Source organism: Archangium primigenium (assembly GCF_016904885.1).
Lineage (GTDB): Bacteria > Myxococcota > Myxococcia > Myxococcales > Myxococcaceae > Cystobacter > Cystobacter primigenius.
Genome location: NZ_JADWYI010000001.1, coordinates 2,981,560 through 2,997,743, shown reverse-complemented (window position 1 = coordinate 2,997,743; position 16,184 = coordinate 2,981,560). Strand labels below are relative to the sequence as shown.

The 16,184-nt window shown below is 65.8% G+C and carries 11 protein-coding genes and 1 other RNA gene; 6 read left to right on the top strand and 6 right to left on the bottom strand.

From position 1 onward, the window contains the following. Positions 1 to 7 precede the first annotated feature (7 nt). Positions 8 to 4,207 (top strand): immunoglobulin-like domain-containing protein, encoded by a 4,200-nt coding sequence (locus I3V78_RS12790; protein ID WP_204487535.1) that lies wholly within the window; start codon positions 8 to 10, stop codon positions 4,205 to 4,207. A gap of 308 nt (positions 4,208 to 4,515) precedes the next feature. Here I3V78_RS12790 and I3V78_RS12785 read toward each other — a convergent pair whose 3' ends face one another. From I3V78_RS12785 to ssrA, 3 genes are all read right to left on the bottom strand, one after another. Next, the gene (locus tag I3V78_RS12785; RefSeq protein WP_275583484.1) at positions 4,516 to 4,998 is read right to left on the bottom strand and encodes a transposase; all 483 of its coding nucleotides are present in this window, start codon (positions 4,996 to 4,998) and stop codon (positions 4,516 to 4,518) included. Then, a protein-coding gene (locus I3V78_RS12780) for an IS3 family transposase (RefSeq protein WP_204487530.1) occupies positions 4,943 to 6,114 on the bottom strand; the annotation gives its coding sequence in 2 pieces (ribosomal slippage) (positions 4,943 to 5,859 and positions 5,859 to 6,114; 1,173 coding nt in all). Before I3V78_RS12780 ends, I3V78_RS12785 begins: the two co-directional genes overlap by 56 nt. A 147-nt stretch (positions 6,115 to 6,261) precedes the next feature. Further along, positions 6,262 to 6,626: a transfer-messenger RNA gene (gene ssrA, locus I3V78_RS12775) on the bottom strand. Between the two features lie 215 nt (positions 6,627 to 6,841). Here ssrA and I3V78_RS12770 point away from each other — a divergent pair. From I3V78_RS12770 to I3V78_RS12760, 3 genes are all read left to right on the top strand, one after another. Next, positions 6,842 to 8,200 carry a M16 family metallopeptidase gene (locus I3V78_RS12770; protein WP_204487528.1) on the top strand — a complete coding sequence of 453 codons (1,359 nt, stop codon included), beginning with the start codon at positions 6,842 to 6,844 and terminating at the stop codon, positions 8,198 to 8,200. After that, positions 8,200 to 9,810 (top strand): M16 family metallopeptidase, encoded by a 1,611-nt coding sequence (locus I3V78_RS12765; RefSeq protein WP_204487526.1) that lies wholly within the window; start codon positions 8,200 to 8,202, stop codon positions 9,808 to 9,810. Before I3V78_RS12770 ends, I3V78_RS12765 begins: the two co-directional genes overlap by 1 nt. A gap of 81 nt (positions 9,811 to 9,891) precedes the next feature. Continuing rightward, a complete protein-coding gene (locus tag I3V78_RS12760; RefSeq protein ID WP_204487523.1) occupies positions 9,892 to 11,670 on the top strand; it encodes an OmpA family protein in 1,779 nt (592 codons plus the stop codon). 15 nt (positions 11,671 to 11,685) lie between these two features. On the opposite strand, the gene I3V78_RS12755 is transcribed toward I3V78_RS12760, so the two are convergent. From I3V78_RS12755 to I3V78_RS12745, 3 genes are all read right to left on the bottom strand, one after another. Then, complete coding sequence (locus tag I3V78_RS12755; protein WP_204487521.1) at positions 11,686 to 12,150, bottom strand: hypothetical protein; 465 nt, start codon at positions 12,148 to 12,150, stop codon at positions 11,686 to 11,688. A 658-nt stretch (positions 12,151 to 12,808) separates the two neighbouring features. After that, the gene (locus tag I3V78_RS12750; RefSeq protein WP_204487519.1) at positions 12,809 to 13,387 is read right to left on the bottom strand and encodes a TlpA family protein disulfide reductase; all 579 of its coding nucleotides are present in this window, start codon (positions 13,385 to 13,387) and stop codon (positions 12,809 to 12,811) included. Beyond that, a complete protein-coding gene (locus tag I3V78_RS12745) occupies positions 13,384 to 14,454 on the bottom strand; it encodes a CFI-box-CTERM domain-containing protein (protein WP_239576401.1) in 1,071 nt (356 codons plus the stop codon). The genes I3V78_RS12750 and I3V78_RS12745 overlap by 4 nt, the downstream gene beginning before the upstream one ends. A 114-nt stretch (positions 14,455 to 14,568) precedes the next feature. Here I3V78_RS12745 and I3V78_RS12740 point away from each other — a divergent pair, with 114 nt between their 5' ends. Together I3V78_RS12740 and I3V78_RS12735 are read left to right on the top strand one after the other, a co-directional pair. Next, complete coding sequence (locus tag I3V78_RS12740) at positions 14,569 to 14,886, top strand: hypothetical protein (protein WP_204487515.1); 318 nt, start codon at positions 14,569 to 14,571, stop codon at positions 14,884 to 14,886. A gap of 77 nt (positions 14,887 to 14,963) precedes the next feature. Further along, a complete protein-coding gene (locus I3V78_RS12735) occupies positions 14,964 to 16,169 on the top strand; it encodes a S1C family serine protease (protein WP_204487513.1) in 1,206 nt (401 codons plus the stop codon). Positions 16,170 to 16,184: the final 15 nt, after the last annotated feature.

The window sequence follows — 16,184 nt, the reverse complement described above, 5'->3', positions numbered from 1 at the left end:
GAGGTCCATGAAAAAGAACAAGCCTGGAAGTTTGCGGCCTTCACCGTTGGTGAATAATTATTCTTGGTGTATTTTACCGTTCAAGCATGAGCCCACCTCGGCCGTTTTTTCTTCCAATCACACGGCCGGAGGCGCTCAGACATGCATGTTCGAATTGGTAAATCAGAGGGCCGTCATCATGCGCAGAGCAAGTCCCCTGTTGTACATTTGCCTTATTCTATTGACGAATCTTGTTTTCTTGGCGCGAGCGCAAGCGCAAGCGCCAAATCCAGTCGACATCATCGCACAAAAACCAACCGCCTACTGGCGTTTTGGTGAGCCCCGTGGTGCATCGACGATGTCCGACTCATCGATCAATGGCTTCCACGGAGTCTATCTTGGCTCGACCACACAGGGAGTGCCAGGCATTGCTGGCGATGGCAACACGGCAATGGCCGTGGACGGCCGCAATGGTCATGCCCAGGCGCTCAACATACCTGTCAAGCGTAGCTTTACCGCCTTGGTGTGGGCCCGCTCCAACACAACGCAGTGGAACGACTATGGATGGATTTGGAGTTCACGCTCTCCAAACGGCTTCATAATCCATCCAGATCAGGGTAAGAAAACCGTTGGACTCTACATAATTGGCAAGCAGGGCCCTACCGACTATGAACGTGTTGGCACGCTAAATGTCGCTGACATAACCCACTGGCATCAGTACGGGATTATATACGATGAATTTGCTCAGACCGCTTCTTTGGTGCTCGACGGAGAGATTGTTTCGACCAGTTCATATCCAGCCAGCAGAAGGTCTTTCTCCGGGCTCATTGATGTGTGGTTTGGTAGCGACAGTTGCTGCGACCTTCGCAATGGCTCAGGAGCCATTGACGAAGCAGCGATGTTCGATCGGGCCATCACAAAAGAGGACCTCGCCTCGGTCTTTGGTCGTGGCACTGCGTCCACGGGTCAAATCACCGCATGTGTCAGTGGCAGGACGGCTGAATTAACTAACAAGCTCATCAAAAAAAAGGCATGGATAGAGGTGGGACCTGGCCTGGGTGGGGATACAGATGCATCTGGATGCCGGGTGTTTTCAAACCTGCCATTGGGCACTTATACTGTGCGGGCAACGCTTGATGGATGGGCTTTTGGCTCCGCCCAATACCAAAACGATAACTATACGAAATCCCTAACACAAACTGAGCCGCGCACGAGAGTGGGGGTCACGGGTTGGGATCGCGACCCAATCGTTTTTGTGCATGGATGGACCTCGGGACCAAGTGACTTTGCAAGACTACCTAATGAATTTAGTGGAGGAGGGTACTATACCGTTTCCGTTAACCTGCAAACCAGTCCGCTATGGACCCCTCCTTTCAGTGTTAATGCCAAACGAGTCAAAGAAGGGATCACTGCCGCCAAAAAACTAACAGGCCGCGAGAAAGTCATTCTCTATGGGCAAAGTATGGGTGGTCTGGTGGCGCGCTCCTATTTAGAGGGAGGCATGTACGAGGGAGATGTCTCACAAATTTTCACCTATGGAAGTCCTCATCTTGGCACTCCATCGCTTCTTGCGCTTGGTTGTTACGTGCTGCCACGTCCTGATGCCGTCTGCCAGATGACGAAGCCGGGAATGGCACTCTTTAATTTGACACATTACAAGCGGGATGGTGTCGACTACCACTTGATCGCGGGCGACGCCCCTATGTGGACGCACAAAAAAGTGTGTTTCAAAATCTTTGGCAAGAAAATATGCCTCCTCAAGATTCCCTGGCCTGACTTGAGCTTCCGAAATGCCGGAGGTTGGGCGACGGGCGTTTTGATCCTCGGGCCGGATGATGGTTTCATTCAAACTTGTAGCGCATCCGGGATGCTTGGAAGCAATATTGATCGTTACCTCACACGTGAGGTGCATTCGGCCCCTATGCTTGGGGGACGCGATTATCACTCGTGGGACGGCGGGGTTTCGCAGGAAGGGTTTGCACAATGCTCCAAGAAACTGTTACTCGACCGCAGTGCACTCACGTGCGGTGCTCGCAGTTGGGGTCCACCTCTCTCTTGTCTAGGCTTGAGTCTTGCGAGCCTGAAAAGTGCGGCGGCGAATGATGAAGAGCTTTTACCTGCTCCCAATCTCGATCAGCTTTCGCGTGTTGCGCAGACCATCCTCCGGCCTGGTGAACATAGGGTTCGTTCCGTTTATATCGAAGGGGGGGCAACAGCCTTCTCTTCTTCCTGGACTGAGGGCCATGTCAACTTTACGCTCATCGACCCAACAGGAAAGGTTATCGATCCTGCATACGCCGCTTCGATCCAAGCAGAGACCGATGAGTCTGATGCTGTAGTGGTAACGGAGCCGACTCCAGATACAGTTGTATACTCTGGGGATTCGATGCAGGCGGTATACTATTTTCCCGCAACCCGTCCGGGCACGTGGCAGATCGTCCTGGATGGGCTTGATGACCTCCCTGCTGAAGGGGCATCCGTTACAACAGCGGCTGGATTCGACAGTCCTCTTTCGGCCGGATTCTCAAGCGATCGAATTTCATATGAAATTGGCACCATAGCCACACTGCGCGTGAGTCTTTCAGAGCCGGTGCTGGATGCCAATGTTCAGGTGAAGGTACAATACCCCGGCGGCAATTCGGAAGTGATAAGCCTGACCCGCCTCAGCGCCAACGAATTCGAGGCCAAGTATGTGGTTTCGGGGCCATCGGGTTACGTGGCTTTCGACTGGTCCATGACAGGTCAGCGATCCGATGGCGTTGCCTTCGAACGCGGTGGACGCGAGTTCGTCCAAGTTCAATCGACAGCAGTTCGCCTGGGACACGGGCATACGGATCGCGCTCTTCCTCGCGCCGACGTCGTGGAACTAAATAGTGCACTGGTTGTCTCCTTGAGGGTGATTTCTGACTACGAAGGCGGGGAACTTGGAGCTTTCGCCGAGCTGACGGGTTCGGATGGTAGTGTCGTAGCAAGGTCGAGCGTCTCCGTACCAGCCCGGCGCGGCACGAATGATGTGGAACTGCGCTTCCGTGCCGAGGATATCTATCGGTCGAAGATGGATGGTCCCTATACTGTCCGGAACGTGAGGCTTCTCGATTCGCGAGCGGCTCCTTTGTTGAGCCAGGAGATTCGCCTCGCCCACTCGACCCAGAGTTATACATATCGAAGCTTTGCGCCTATGCGCGGAACTCCGCTCGTTCTGATCGAAGGACCATTCCGCGTCCGTGCCGGTGGTTCCGTTGCGTTGACAGCGATTGGTATTGATCCAGAAGGGGAGGTCCTCGACTATTCATGGGATCTCGACGCTGATGGGATTTTCGAAGTGTCGGGACAGTCGGTCACTTTCACGCCCTACATCCATGCTCCGGTGGGGCTTCAGACAGTTCGTGTAAAAGTAGCCGATCCCGAAGGTAATTCCGTCATTGCAGAAGCCTCTGTGGAAATACTCCTTGCGAAGGAGAACCGGTCACCCATAGCGCGCTGCCGCGATGTGACAATGCCGGCGGCATGTGGGTTGAAGGATTCAGTGAATAATGGTTCCTACGATCCAGATCCGGAAGACACGCTTTCATGTATTCAGACACCAGTTGGGCCCTATCCAGTGGGCTCTCATTTGGTAACGCTGACCTGCACGGATTCATCAGGGTTGTCGTCTTCTTGCGAAGCTATGATCATGGTGATCGATCCAAGCGAATCAACGCTCGTGCTCAATGGTGATAGTCACATCTCTTTGGAGTGTGGCAGGGACACTTGGGTAGACCCCGGCGCACAAGCGTGGGATTCATGTGGACCATTGCAGGTACACCGATACAATTCTGGAGACGATGATGGAGACGGCATCCCGGGTACACAAGACCCCGATGACTACGGACCAGGTCCGAATACTTGGGCAGAGGGCTCATACCCAGTAGAATATATCGCGTGGAACACCGCCGGCTTCACGGCAAGTGCTGTCCGTTGGGTGCATGTGGATGATCAAACACCTCCGACTCTGAAGCTTAGGGGACCTGCTCATATGACGCATCAGTGCGGAAGTTGGTGGGAGGATCCTGGGGTTGAGGCATTTGACGCATGCTACGGCAACGTGGAGCCAACCGTGGCGACGACAGGGTACGTGAATGGTTGGTCCCAAGGCACATATACTGTGCTTTACGAGGTACGGGACAGTGGTGGAAACAGTTCTCTGCCAGTAACTCGTACGGTTGAGGTCGTTGACTGCCCTTGGTAGATGTTAAGTAATGCCCAGTTTCTTGGCCTAGGGCGCACACGAGCGACGGAATTGATAGGGGAGACAGGTGTGGGGCCTGTCTCCCCTATTAATACTGAGTTAGAGTTTCGCACTTTCTGACTGGTATCAAGCCGCCGTCTGCAAGGAGCCAAGGAGTTCACCCAAGCAGGTACGGAAGAGACGAACGAGGCGCCCCAAGCAGCGGCCAGGAAAGAGCTACTGATTCACGGCTCGGAAGAAACCGTCGGGGCTCATGGGTTGAAAGAGCATGAGCTTGCTGGAACTGAGAGGGTGTTGAAGTGGGGCAGTCAGGCGAGGCGCCGGAGCATGAGGTCGATCATGCCGAGTTGAATGAACGCTTCGGAGGAAGACTCTTGGCGCTCGTAGTCCTTTGAAAGGCGCCGCTGCCGGTTCAGCCATCCAAAGGTCCTCTCTCCAATCCATCGTTTGGGAAGGAGAACGAATCCCTTCGCCTGGTCCGAGCGCTTCACCACCTCGACGTCAATGCCGCTCTCCTGGGCCACTGCTTGAACTTTCGGCCCAGTGTAGCCGCCATCCACCCAGACTTTTTTGAGCGTAGGATATTGTTGCGCCGCCAGAGGCAACACCGCAGGGGTCGCGTCCCTGTCCTGCACGTCCCCTGTCGTCATCCACGCGACGAGTAGCAGCCCCAGGGTGTCCACCAACAAGTGGCGCTTCCTGCCTGAGCTTGGCCCGCTGACGTGGACAGTGGGGTTATGCTGCCAACTTCTGCGGTAAGGCCGCAAGCTCAAAAGCCACAGGACTGACATAGCCCAGGGTCGAGTGGCGACGCTGCCGGTTGTAGAAGGCCTCGATGTACTCGAAGAGGGCCAGCCGGGCCTGCGCGCGCGTGGTGAAGTCCGTGGTGTAGACGAGCTCTTGCTTCAGGGTGCTGAAGAAACTCTCCACCACGGCGTTGTCCCAGCAATTGCCCTTGCGCGACATGCTGCACTCAATGCCCCGTGTCGCCAGGGCACGTCTGTAGTCCTCGCTGGCGTACTGACTGCCCCGGTCCGAGTGGTGCACCAGCCCGCGTGGGGGCTGACGGCCCTCGAGCGCCATATCCAGGGCGGCCAGCACCAGGTGCCGATCGATGGCATTGCTCATGGACCAGCCCACCACCCTGCGCGAAAACAGGTCGAGCACCACCGCCAGGTACAGCCATCCCCCGCGCGTGCCGACGTACGTGATGTCTGTCGCCCAGGTGGTGTTGGGTTGCGCCGGAGAGAAGTCCCGCGCGAGCACATTGGGCGCCACGGGCTGGTGGTGGCGCGAGTCCGTGGTGACCACGTAGCGCCGCCGCCTGCGTGCGGCCAGGCCCTGCTCGCGCATGAGCCGCACCACGCGCTTGCGGCTCACCCGCTGGCCGCGGGCTCGCAGCTCCGCATGCACTCGCGGGCTGCCGTACGTGCGGCGACTGGCGTGGTGCACCCGGGTGACTTCCTCGGACAGTGCACGGTCCGACGCCCGCCGCGCGGACTCCGGGCGCCCTCGCCACGCATAGTAGCCCGAGCGCGACACCCCCAACTGCTGGCTCATGAACTTCACGGGGAAGTGGGCCTTCTGCGCGTCCATCAGCTCGAACTGCACGTCGAGCCCTCCTTCGCGAAGAAGGCCGCCGCTTTTTTTAGGAAGTCACGCTCCATCGTCAGCTGGCGCACCTCCTTGCGCAGCCGTGCGAATTCCTCCCGCTCGGCCGTGGTGAGCGCGCCCGCCGGGCCCTTGCCCTCGTCCACCTCCGCCTGCCTCACCCAGTTGCGCAGGGCCGAATCCGTCAGGTCCAAGTCCCTGGCCACTTGAGGCACGCTCTTGCCGCCCTCGCGCACCAGTCGGACCGCCTCGGCCTTGAACTCCTCGTTGAAGCTGCGCCTCTTCCTTCGTTCCATGGACACTACCTCCCGTGTAGCCGACTTACGAGGTATGTCCACAAAAGCGGGCCAGTCCCAAAAGCGGATCAGACCCACACCGCGGGCACATGCGAAAACGAGGGCAAAAAAAAGCCCAGCGACCCGGTGAGGTTGCTGGGCTTCTACGTGTGGAGGCGGCGGGAATCGAACCCGCGTCCGAAAGCCTTCCGTTCTTCGACCCTACGTGCGTAGTCCGCGCTTTATTACGTCCCCCAGGCTTCCACGGACGGAATCCTGTGAGCCGGTCCTGGAAGATCTCACCGTCGAGCGCCCAGGCTCACTCGACGGCCAGCCCGCATTATGACGGTCCTACCCCACCCCACGGGCCGAGAGCAGGAGGACCGCGCACCAAGAACCGCCTAGTTAGGCAGCCAGCGCGAGCTCAACGTTGTCGTTGGCTTTTGTGTCTGTGTTGGGCGTTTTTACGAGCGACCAACATGCTCGGCACGCGTCTCGAACTTCCATGCCCCCGTCGAAACCAGGTCGCCCCCGGTCGTGACTTCGTACGGCCACTGCTCTACCTCTTCGCTGCTCCACCTACCTTAACCGCTGACGGCGGCACGTCAATCCTCCTGACACCCCCGAGTGGCGGCTTCGTGACGTCCTGGACCCCCCGCCCGCTCGTCCGTTCGTGGGAATAGCAACCAGGCTGTAGGGTTCCGGGGCGCCCCCCTCCGGTGGGGGCTTCAGCGACATGAGGACCCGCATGCGACATCGCTTCATCCCGCTCCTGCTCCTGCTGATGGGGGTGGCCCTCCCCGTGGCCGCCGCCGAGCCGGCCGCCGCCTCCTTCTTCCCCTACCCCATGCAGGTCGACCGCCTGCCCAACGGGCTCACGGTCATCCGCGTGCCCTTCAACTCGCCGGGCCTCATCGCCTACCAGACCGTGGTCCGCGTGGGCTCGCGCAACGAGGTGGAGCCGGGCCGCACGGGCTTCGCCCACTTCTTCGAGCACATGATGTTCAAGGGCACGAAGAACCACCCCGAGGGCGAGCGCGAGAAGGTCATCGCCACCTACGGCTTCGACGACAACGCCTTCACCACCGACGACATCACCGTCTACTACTCGTACGGGCCCACCGCGGGCCTCGGCAAGCTCGTGGAGATCGAGGCCGACCGCTTCCGCCACCTCGAGTACTCCGAGCCGTCCTTCCAGACCGAGGCGCTCGCCGTGCTCGGCGAGTACCACAAGAACGCGGCCTCCCCTGGCCTCAAGGTGGCCGAGGAGGTGGCCCGCACCGCCTTCACCAAGCACCCCTACGGGCACACCACGCTCGGCTACTACGACGACATCAAGGCCATGCCCAAGGCCTACGACTACAGCCGGACCTTCTTCGAGCGCTGGTACACGCCCGACAACGTCCTGCTCGTCATCGTCGGGGACTTCGATGACGCCGCGCTGATGGCCAGCGTGCGCGAGCACTACGGCCCGTGGGACCGCCAGAGCGGCTCCGTCACCGTGCCCACCGAGCCCTCGCAGACCCAGGAGCGCTCCGTGCACGTCGACTGGCCCCAGAGCACCCAGCCCCGGCTCGTGTACGCCTGGCACACCCCGGCCGCGAAGCTCGACACCGCGAACGCCGCCATCCAGGAGGTGCTCGGCAGCTACCTCGTGGGCCCCACCAGCCCCCTCTACAAGTCCCTGGTGCTCGACAAGCAGCAGGCCCAGGAGCTCACCCCGGACGCCTCGCTCCACCGAGACCCCAGCCTCTTCAGCGTCGAGGCGCTCCTGAGCGACGAGGCCAGCCTGGCCCCCGTGCGCGCCGCCTTCAACGCCGCCGTGAAGGAGCTCGTCACCGGCAAGGTGGACGCCGCCCGCGTGGAGAGCATCAAGAGCAACACCCGCTACGGCCTGCTCATGGGCATGGAGACCGCCAAGGACGTCGCGCTCCAGGTCTCCTGGTACGCGGGCATCTACGGCGCCCCCGACGCGCTCGGCCGCCACCTGCAGAAGGTATCCGAGGTGAAGCCCTCGGACCTCGTCACCTTCGCCCGCCGCCACCTCACCGCCGCCAACCGCACCGTGCTCACCCTCACGCCCGCCCCGGCCGGAGGCCAGAAGTGATGCGCTCCCCCCGTGTTCCCTCCCTCGTCCTCCTCGCCGCGCTGAGCCTCGGCGGCTGCGCCACCACGCCCCGCGCGGAGGCGCCGCCCGCGCCGCCGCCTCCGCCGCCCGCGCCCACCCAGGCCGCCGCCGAGACGCCCGCCGTCCCCGCCACCGTGCCCGCCCGGCCGCTGCGGACGCCCGAGCCCGCCCGGCTCGTGGTCCAGGCCAACCCCGCCAGCCCCCTGGTGAGCTTCCGGCTCGTCTTCCACACGGGCTCGGTGGACGACCCCCGGGGCAAGGAGGGCCTCACCGCGCTCGCCGCCACCGTGCTCGCCGAGGGCGGCACGCAGAAGCTCACCTCCGCCCAGGTGCTCGAGACGCTCTTCCCCATGGCGGCCGAGTTCAACGCCTCCACGGACAAGGAGTTCACCGTCTTCGCGGGCCGTGTCCACAAGGACTTCCTGCCGCCCTTCCTGGAGCTGTTCACCGACGTGCTGCTCCACCCGCGCTGGTCGCCCCAGGAGTTCGAGCGGCTGCGCACCCGCGCCCTGAGTGATTTGCGCAACGGGCTGCGCGCCGAGGACGACGAGACGCTCGGCAAGGTGGCGCTCGACGCGCTCCTGTTCGAGGGCCACCCCTATGCCCACTTCGTGGGCGGCACCGAGAAGGGCCTGGAGTCGCTGACGCTCGAGGACGTGAAGGCGCACGCCGCGCGCGTCTTCACCCAGGATCGGCTCGTCATCGGGCTGGCCGGCGGCGTGGACGAGGCGCTGCAGAAGGACGTCGTCGCCCGCCTGTCCGCGCTGCCCGCCACGGGCGCCCCCCGGGTGGAGCTGCCCCCCGTGTCCACCCAGGGCGGCCGGGCCGTGGTCGTGCAGAAGCCCACGCTGTCCACGGGCGTGTCGCTCGGCTACGTCACGCCCCTGCGCCGGGGCGATCCGGACTTCTTCCCCGTCTCCTTCGCCCTGTCGTACCTCGGCGAGCACCGGCAGCTCGGCGGCGTGCTCTTCAACGAGCTGCGCGAGAAGCGGGGCCTCAACTACGGCGATTACGCCTACGCCGAGCACTTCATCCAGGACTCCGGCACCACCTACAACCGCACCAACGTGGCGCGCACCCAGCAGGACATCTCCGTGTGGATCCGCCCGGTGGTGCCCGTCAACGGGATGTTCGCCACGCGCGGGGCCGTCTACTTCCTCGATCGGATGGTGCGGCAGGGCATTCCCGCCGAGCAGTTCCGGCTGAGCCGCGACTTCCTCCTGGGCTACACGCGCCTGTGGGAGCAGACGGATCAGCGGCGGCTGGGCTACGCCATCGACTCGCTGTTCTACGGCACGCCGGACTACCTGGAGCAGTACCGCGCCGCGCTCGCGAAGATGACGCCCGAGTCCGTGCATGCCGCGGTGAAGCGCCAGCTCCGGCCCGAGGCCCTCAACTTCGCCTTCGTCACCGAGGACGCCGAGGGGCTCGCGAAGCAGCTGCGCGAGCCGTCGCCCTCCACCATCACCTACGCCTCGCCCAAGGCCCCCGCGCTCCTGGAAGAGGACAAGGCCGTGGGCGCGCTGCCACTGCCCGTGCGGCCCGACGCCGTCCGGATCGTGCCCGCGCGCGCATTCATGGAGAAGTAGCGTCCCGTTGTAGCCAGGACGCTTTCCCCGGGGGTTTTCTTCCTCCCCCCGGGGAGGCAGTGGTAGAGCCTGTCGGGTTCAATGCCCGGATTTCCGGGCCCCTTTGCCCGGGAGCGGTCCTTGCGACGCACGGTCATTCGACTCGCGGTGGTGTTCCTCGTGCTGGTGGGCGTCTCCGCGCGGGCGCAGCAAGATCCCTTCGTGCGCGGCTTCGACGCCGTTCCGCTCAAGGCCACGCCCGCGCACAAGAGCGGTATCGCCCTGGAAGGCGCCTCGCCCGAGTACGCCGACAGCCTCCGGGGCGCGCTGCTGTTCGACTACAACCACGGCGTGCTCGCGCTGCGGCTGGGCGACGAGAAGCTGGGCAACCTGCTGCCCTACCGGCTCGATGCCCACGCGCTCTTCGCCTGGCAGCTGCACCGCCGGCTGGAAGTCGCCGCGGATCTGCCCTTCACGCTCGTGCAGGGGGACAACTTCCAGCTGCTGCGCGACACGCTCAACGCCCCGGACTTCCCGGGCGCGGCGGGCGTGCGCCGCTGGGGCCTGGGCGACGTGCGGGTGCTCCCGCGCTTCTTCCTCTTGCTGCCCGAGGACTTCCCCGTGGGCCTCGCCCTCACCACCGAGGTGCGGCTGCCCACCGGTGACGGCCAGAGCTTCCTCGGCGAGCGCGGCGTGCTCGTGGCGCCCCGGCTCGCCGTGGAGCGCGCCTTCGGGCCCGTGCGGCTCATTGGCAACGTGGGCATGCGCCTGCGGCCCCGGCCCGGCCAGTACCTCAACCTCTACGTGGGCCATGAGGTGACGTTCGGCGCGGGCGCCGTCGTGGACCTGCCCGACGTGGGCCCCCTCACCGACGTGCAGGCGATGCTCGAGACGCACCTGGCCACGCCCGCCTCCGCCCCCTTCAACTTCCGCCAGGCCGACTCGCTCAAGACGCCCTGGGAGGTGCTCGGCGGCGCGCGGGCCCGGGTGTACGGCCCCTGGGGCGTGGAGCTGGCCGTGGGCCGGGGCGTCACGATTGGCAGCGGCTACGGGCGCGAGGACGTGCGCGTCCTCTTCTCCGTGCGCTACGAGGCCCCCTTCCTCGACTCGGATGGCGACGGCGTGCCCGACTCGCGCGACCGGTGCCCGAACGAGCCCGAGGACAAGGACGGCTTCCAGGACGAGGACGGCTGCCCGGATCCCGACAACGACGGCGATGGCATCAGCGACGGCGAGGATCTGTGCCCCAACACCGCCGGCGTCGCGGCCCACCAGGGCTGCCTGGACACGGACGGCGATGGCGTGCCCGACGGCATCGATCAGTGCCCCACCAAGCCCGGTCCCAAGGGCTACGACGGCTGCCCCGACACGGACGGCGACGAGGTCCCCGACAACGTGGACAAGTGCCCCGACGAGTCCGGTCCGCCCGAGAACGACGGCTGCCCCATCGACAACCCGCCCCTGGTGGTCATCGAGTCGGATCGCATCCGCATCAAGGGCAACATCCTCTTCGAGACGGGCTCGGCCACCATCCAGAAGCAGTCGCTCAAGCTGCTCGACGAGGTGGCCACGGTGCTCGACCGCAACCCGGAGCTCGGCCCCGTGCTCATCGAGGGCCACACGGATGACATCGGCTCGGACTCGCTCAACCTGAGCCTCTCGCAGCGGCGCGCCCAGTCCGTCATGGACTACCTCGTGTCCAAGGGGATCGACGCCTCGCGCCTGCGCGCCAAGGGCTTCGGCGAGATGCGGCCCATCGCCACCAACACCACGCCGCTCGGACGCGCGAAGAACCGCCGCGTCGAGTTCCGCCTCATCAAGTCCGAGGTGCAGACCGCGCCGCGCATCGTCCCCCAGGAGAAGAAGCCCGAGGCGAAGTGAGCCCCGGGCGGGGGCTCAGCGGGTGAAGGCGAGCGTGGACAGCGAGCGCTCGACCCGGGCCAGTCCCCGCCCGTAGTCCTGCTCGGACGCGGCGTAGATGACGAACACGCAGCGGTCCTCGCGGGGCACCATGTAGAGCAGCATCCGCGACGGGCCCCGCCGGAACTCATGGCGGGCCACGGGCCCCGCGGACAGCGTGCCCTGGGTGGCGGTGAGGGATTGGTAGCCGTCCTCCTGGAGGCCGGCCGCCTGGAGGACCTCGGCGGGAGGTGCGTCGAGGCGCAACGGCGCGCCCGGCACCGAGCGCACCCGCAGTCCGCCCTCGAAGCGGGCTTCCGCGGGCACGCCGGCGTCCTCCGAGAGCAGGCGCATGCCCGAGGGCGGCTCGTACCGGAGCGCCAACGCGGAGGACTCCACCTGGCGGGAACACGCCACGGCGCACGACACGAACAGCCACAGGGTGAGAGCGGAACGGTTCATGGCGCAGAGCCTGCCACATTGGCCAATCCCCCCAAGAGTGCAGGCCCCCGTCCATCCCACAGCACTTTTTTCTGGAGGGGGGACGTCCCGGAGGCCCACCCCAGGGGCTCCTGTTCCGCCATCCCCTTGAAATCACGAGGACGGGGGCGCGCCAGGCCTCCGGCACGGCGAATGCTATAGCCATCCTCGCGGTCGACAGGGGTCGACGCGAAGTTCGGAGTGGGTCGGTCGGGGCGGTACGGGCGGGCGGTACGGGGCAGTACGGGCGGGTCGGTCGGGTTGGGCGGGCGGTACGGGCGGGTCGGTCGGGCGGTCGGGCGGTACGGGGCGGTACGGGCGGGTCGGTCGGGCAGTACGGGGCAGTACGGGCGGGTCGGTTGGGCAGTACGGGCGGGTCGGTCGGGCGGTACGGGCGGGTCGGTCGGGCAGTACGGGCGGGTTGGTTGGGCGGTACGGGCGGGTCGGTCGGGCAGTACGGGGCAGTATGGGCGGGTCGGTTGGGCAGTACGGGGCGGTACGCGGGGCGCAGCAATGAGGACGACCATCGCGCGGGGCGAGAGCCCTTCGACGATACGGCTCAAGGGGAGTTGGGGGACGGGGTTGGGGAGCCGGTCTTCGCAGGTGAGTTCAGCCGCGAAGACCGGTGTGCCTACCCTGCTCAGTGCTGGAGAGCGCGCTCGATGCGCTGGCGCAGCTCTGATTCGGACAACATGCCGCGCTGGGCGTCCACGACCTGTCCGCGGCGGTCGAGGAAGTAGAGCGTCGGCAGGGCCGTGACCTGGAAGGTGGCGGCGATCTCGTCCGGGGCGAACACCACGTAGGGCGCCAGGTCCGGCATGCGGCTCAGGATGAACTCCTGCACGAACAGGGGCGCGTCCGGCATGTCGTCCCGGCTGGCCGCCACGAACACGAGGCCCTTGCTCTCGTACTCCTTGGCCAGCTTGACCAGGGAGGGCATCTCGGCCTGGCACGGGGCGCACCAGGTCGCCCAGAAGTCCAGCATCACCACCTTGCCCTCGAGGTCCGCGAGCGACAGGGTGCCCTTCTCATAGCGCTGCATCTTCACCGCGGGGGCCACGGTCCCGTTGGAGGCCAGCCGGGCCCGGAGCGCCTGCTGGACGCCCAGGTAGGACAGCCCCGCCAGGCCCAGCAGCGCCGTCACCACCAGCACCACCTTGCTCCACCCATGCCGCGCCGGTGGGGGTGACCCGGCGTCCGAATTCAGCGGCTCCGTCATGTGTGTGTACTCCTCGTCGTGCGCAACACGCCATGCACCCGCCCGAGCGCCCGCCGCACCTGGCGGCGCACCCACGGCCGGGCCACGACCCAACGCGCCAGTCCAGGTCCATGCCGGTAGTAGACGCGGATGAAGCCCCGTCCCCAGGCATGCCGGCGCAACACCTCGTCCCGGAACGCCCGGAACGCCACCAGCTCCGGCGCGCCCTCGCCGAACGCCGCCGTCACCACGAAGCACGAGCCGGCGGGGGAGATCCACATCAGCCGCTGGTTCGTCTGGTTCACCACCGCCTTGAGTTCGCGCGCCTCGGTGTAGAGGAACACGAGCAGATCGCCGCGGGCCGCCGGGAACTCATCGCCGCTCGCCTCCTCGAACTCGACGCGCGACACGCCCGAGCCGCGGATCTCCGCCACCGTGAACAGGAAGCGCCGCGAGCTGCTCTTGTGCTCGATCTCCAGCCCGCGCAGCTCACCGAAGTACGCCAGGAAGGGCGTGCGGCAGGCGGGGCACACGTAGGGGCGCGTCCCCGGGCCCGGCACGTAGCCATACTCGTTGACGCGCTTGCAGCCCGTGTTGGGGCACACGAGCTTGAGCCGCGCCACGGGCTCCTCGCGCGGGTCGAACCGGGAAGCGCCCGTCGTCCGATCGAACACCGGCTCCACGCCGCGCGGGCTCGCGCCGAACGCGCGCAGGGGATGCGCCAGCCGCTCCAGATCCATGGCGTGCCGCCACGCCTCCTCGGCCTGCGCGAGCCGCCCATCCCCCGTGAGGCACAGCGCCTCGCCATGCCGCTCGAGCGCGGCGATGAGCTTGTCCCCCGCCTCCCAGGCCCCCGAGTCGCGCCGCACCGCCAGCCCCAGCGCCAGCACCTTCTCCACCTCTGGCAAGAGCGCCTCGGCCTGCTGACGCGCCGGGTCACCCGCGCGGTGGTACACCGGCGGCTCGGGAATCCGGGAGAACAGGCCCAGGGCCAGGGCACGCAACTGCTCGCGCGCCTCCTGGGCCCGCGGGGGCGAAAGGGTCTCGGCCCGCGCACGGGCCGCCTGGAGGAAGTCTTCGGGCTGCAAGGCGGCGCACATTACGGGCAGCCCCCCTCCCCTGTCAGCGTCCTTCCCCCGCTTCCGCCGGAAACTGGCCCCTTCGGTCCACCAAATGTATGACGGGGTAGGAGGGTGTGAACAATGGGTTTCCTGAAGTTCCTGATCTGGACGGCCTGCGCGGTGGGACTCGGGGTGGGTCTGGCGACGGTGGAGATCGACGGCCGCACGCCGGTGGAACTCGCCCAGCGCACGTGGAAGCGCAACGTGCAGCCCCCGACACGGGTGGAGCGGGTGAAGAACGGGCTGACGGACGCGTTGGATCAGGCGGAGAGCGCCGTCAAGCGCACGACGAAGCAGGTGGTTCCGGCGGTGGCTCCGGCCCCTCCCCCGGCGCCGCGCGAGCGCATCACCCACGAGGATCGGGCGGCGATTGATCGCCTCATCGCCCAGAAGAAGTAACTGTCCCCCGAGCCCGCTTCCCCTCCGGGGGCCGCCTCCCTAGGTTGTGACGAGGCGGGTGGTCCGGAGGCGGGACGATGGTCGGTGGACGGTGGTGGAAGGGTGTCGCGCTGGCAACGCTGCTCGGCGCGCCAGCCTGGGGAAGAGCCGCCGAGCGGGCGGACAAGCTGTGGGAGGATTCCCGGCAGCGGTCGGTCCGACAGGAGCGCTCCGCGCTGAGTCAGGTGGCCACGGCCGCGCTGCCCGCGGTGGTGTCCATCACCACCCGACAGCCCAACCCCACGCCCGGCTCGGAGGGCGAGACGCAGAAGGGCATCGGCTCGGGCTTCATCATCCACCCGGACGGCTACATCCTCACGAGCGCCCATGTCATCGAGGGCGCCGAGGACATCAGCATCTCGGTGTACTCGGGACACGGCCAGGCCGAGGAGTACGAGGCGGAGCTCGTGGGCGAGGACACCCGCACGGACTTCGCGCTCTTGCGCATCCATGCCCCGCACAAGCTGCCGGTGCTCAAGCTGTCCTCCGCCACGCGCGTGGACGTGGGCGAGTGGGTGGTGGTCATCGGCAACCCGTTCGGCCTGACGCACTCGGTGACCGCGGGCGTGGTGAGCGCCAAGGGCCGCACGGACGTGACGCCCAGCGGGCGCGACGGCGACTTCGACTACATGCAGGTGGACGCGTCCATCAACCCGGGCAACTCGGGGGGGCCGGTGCTGGACCTGCACGGCGAGGTGGTGGCGGTCGCCAACGCCGTCAACGTCGCGGGCCAGGGCATCGGCTTCGCCATCCCCGTGGACATCGCCAAGGCGGTGCTGCCGCACCTGCGCAAGTACGGCCGCGTGCGCCGGGGCTGGATGGGCGTCTCCGTGCAGGACTGCACGCCGGACGTGGTGGAGGCCTACGGGCTGGTGCGCCCCCGGGGCGTGGTGGTGTCAGAGGTGCTGGACGGAGGCCCCGCCTCGCGCGCCGGGCTCCAGGTGGGCGACGTCATCGAGGGCATGGACACCTCCCAGATTCAACGCGCCCACAACCTGCGCTGGCAGGTGGCGGTGCGGGGCGTGGGCGGCAACGTGACGCTGCGGGTGCGGCGCGGCGAGCACCCCCTGCGCATGCGGGTGCGGCTGGAGGACCAGCCCGGCGAGACCCCGGCCCTCTCCGCCAAGACCACCACCCCCTCGCGCCACGTACAGCCCGAGACCCCAGCAGACGAGCAGGCGGGCACGGGAGGCAGTGGGCCCCTGGGGCCGCCCGTGCCGCCGGCCAAGGCCGTCTCGCCCTGAGGCGGACGGCGGCGG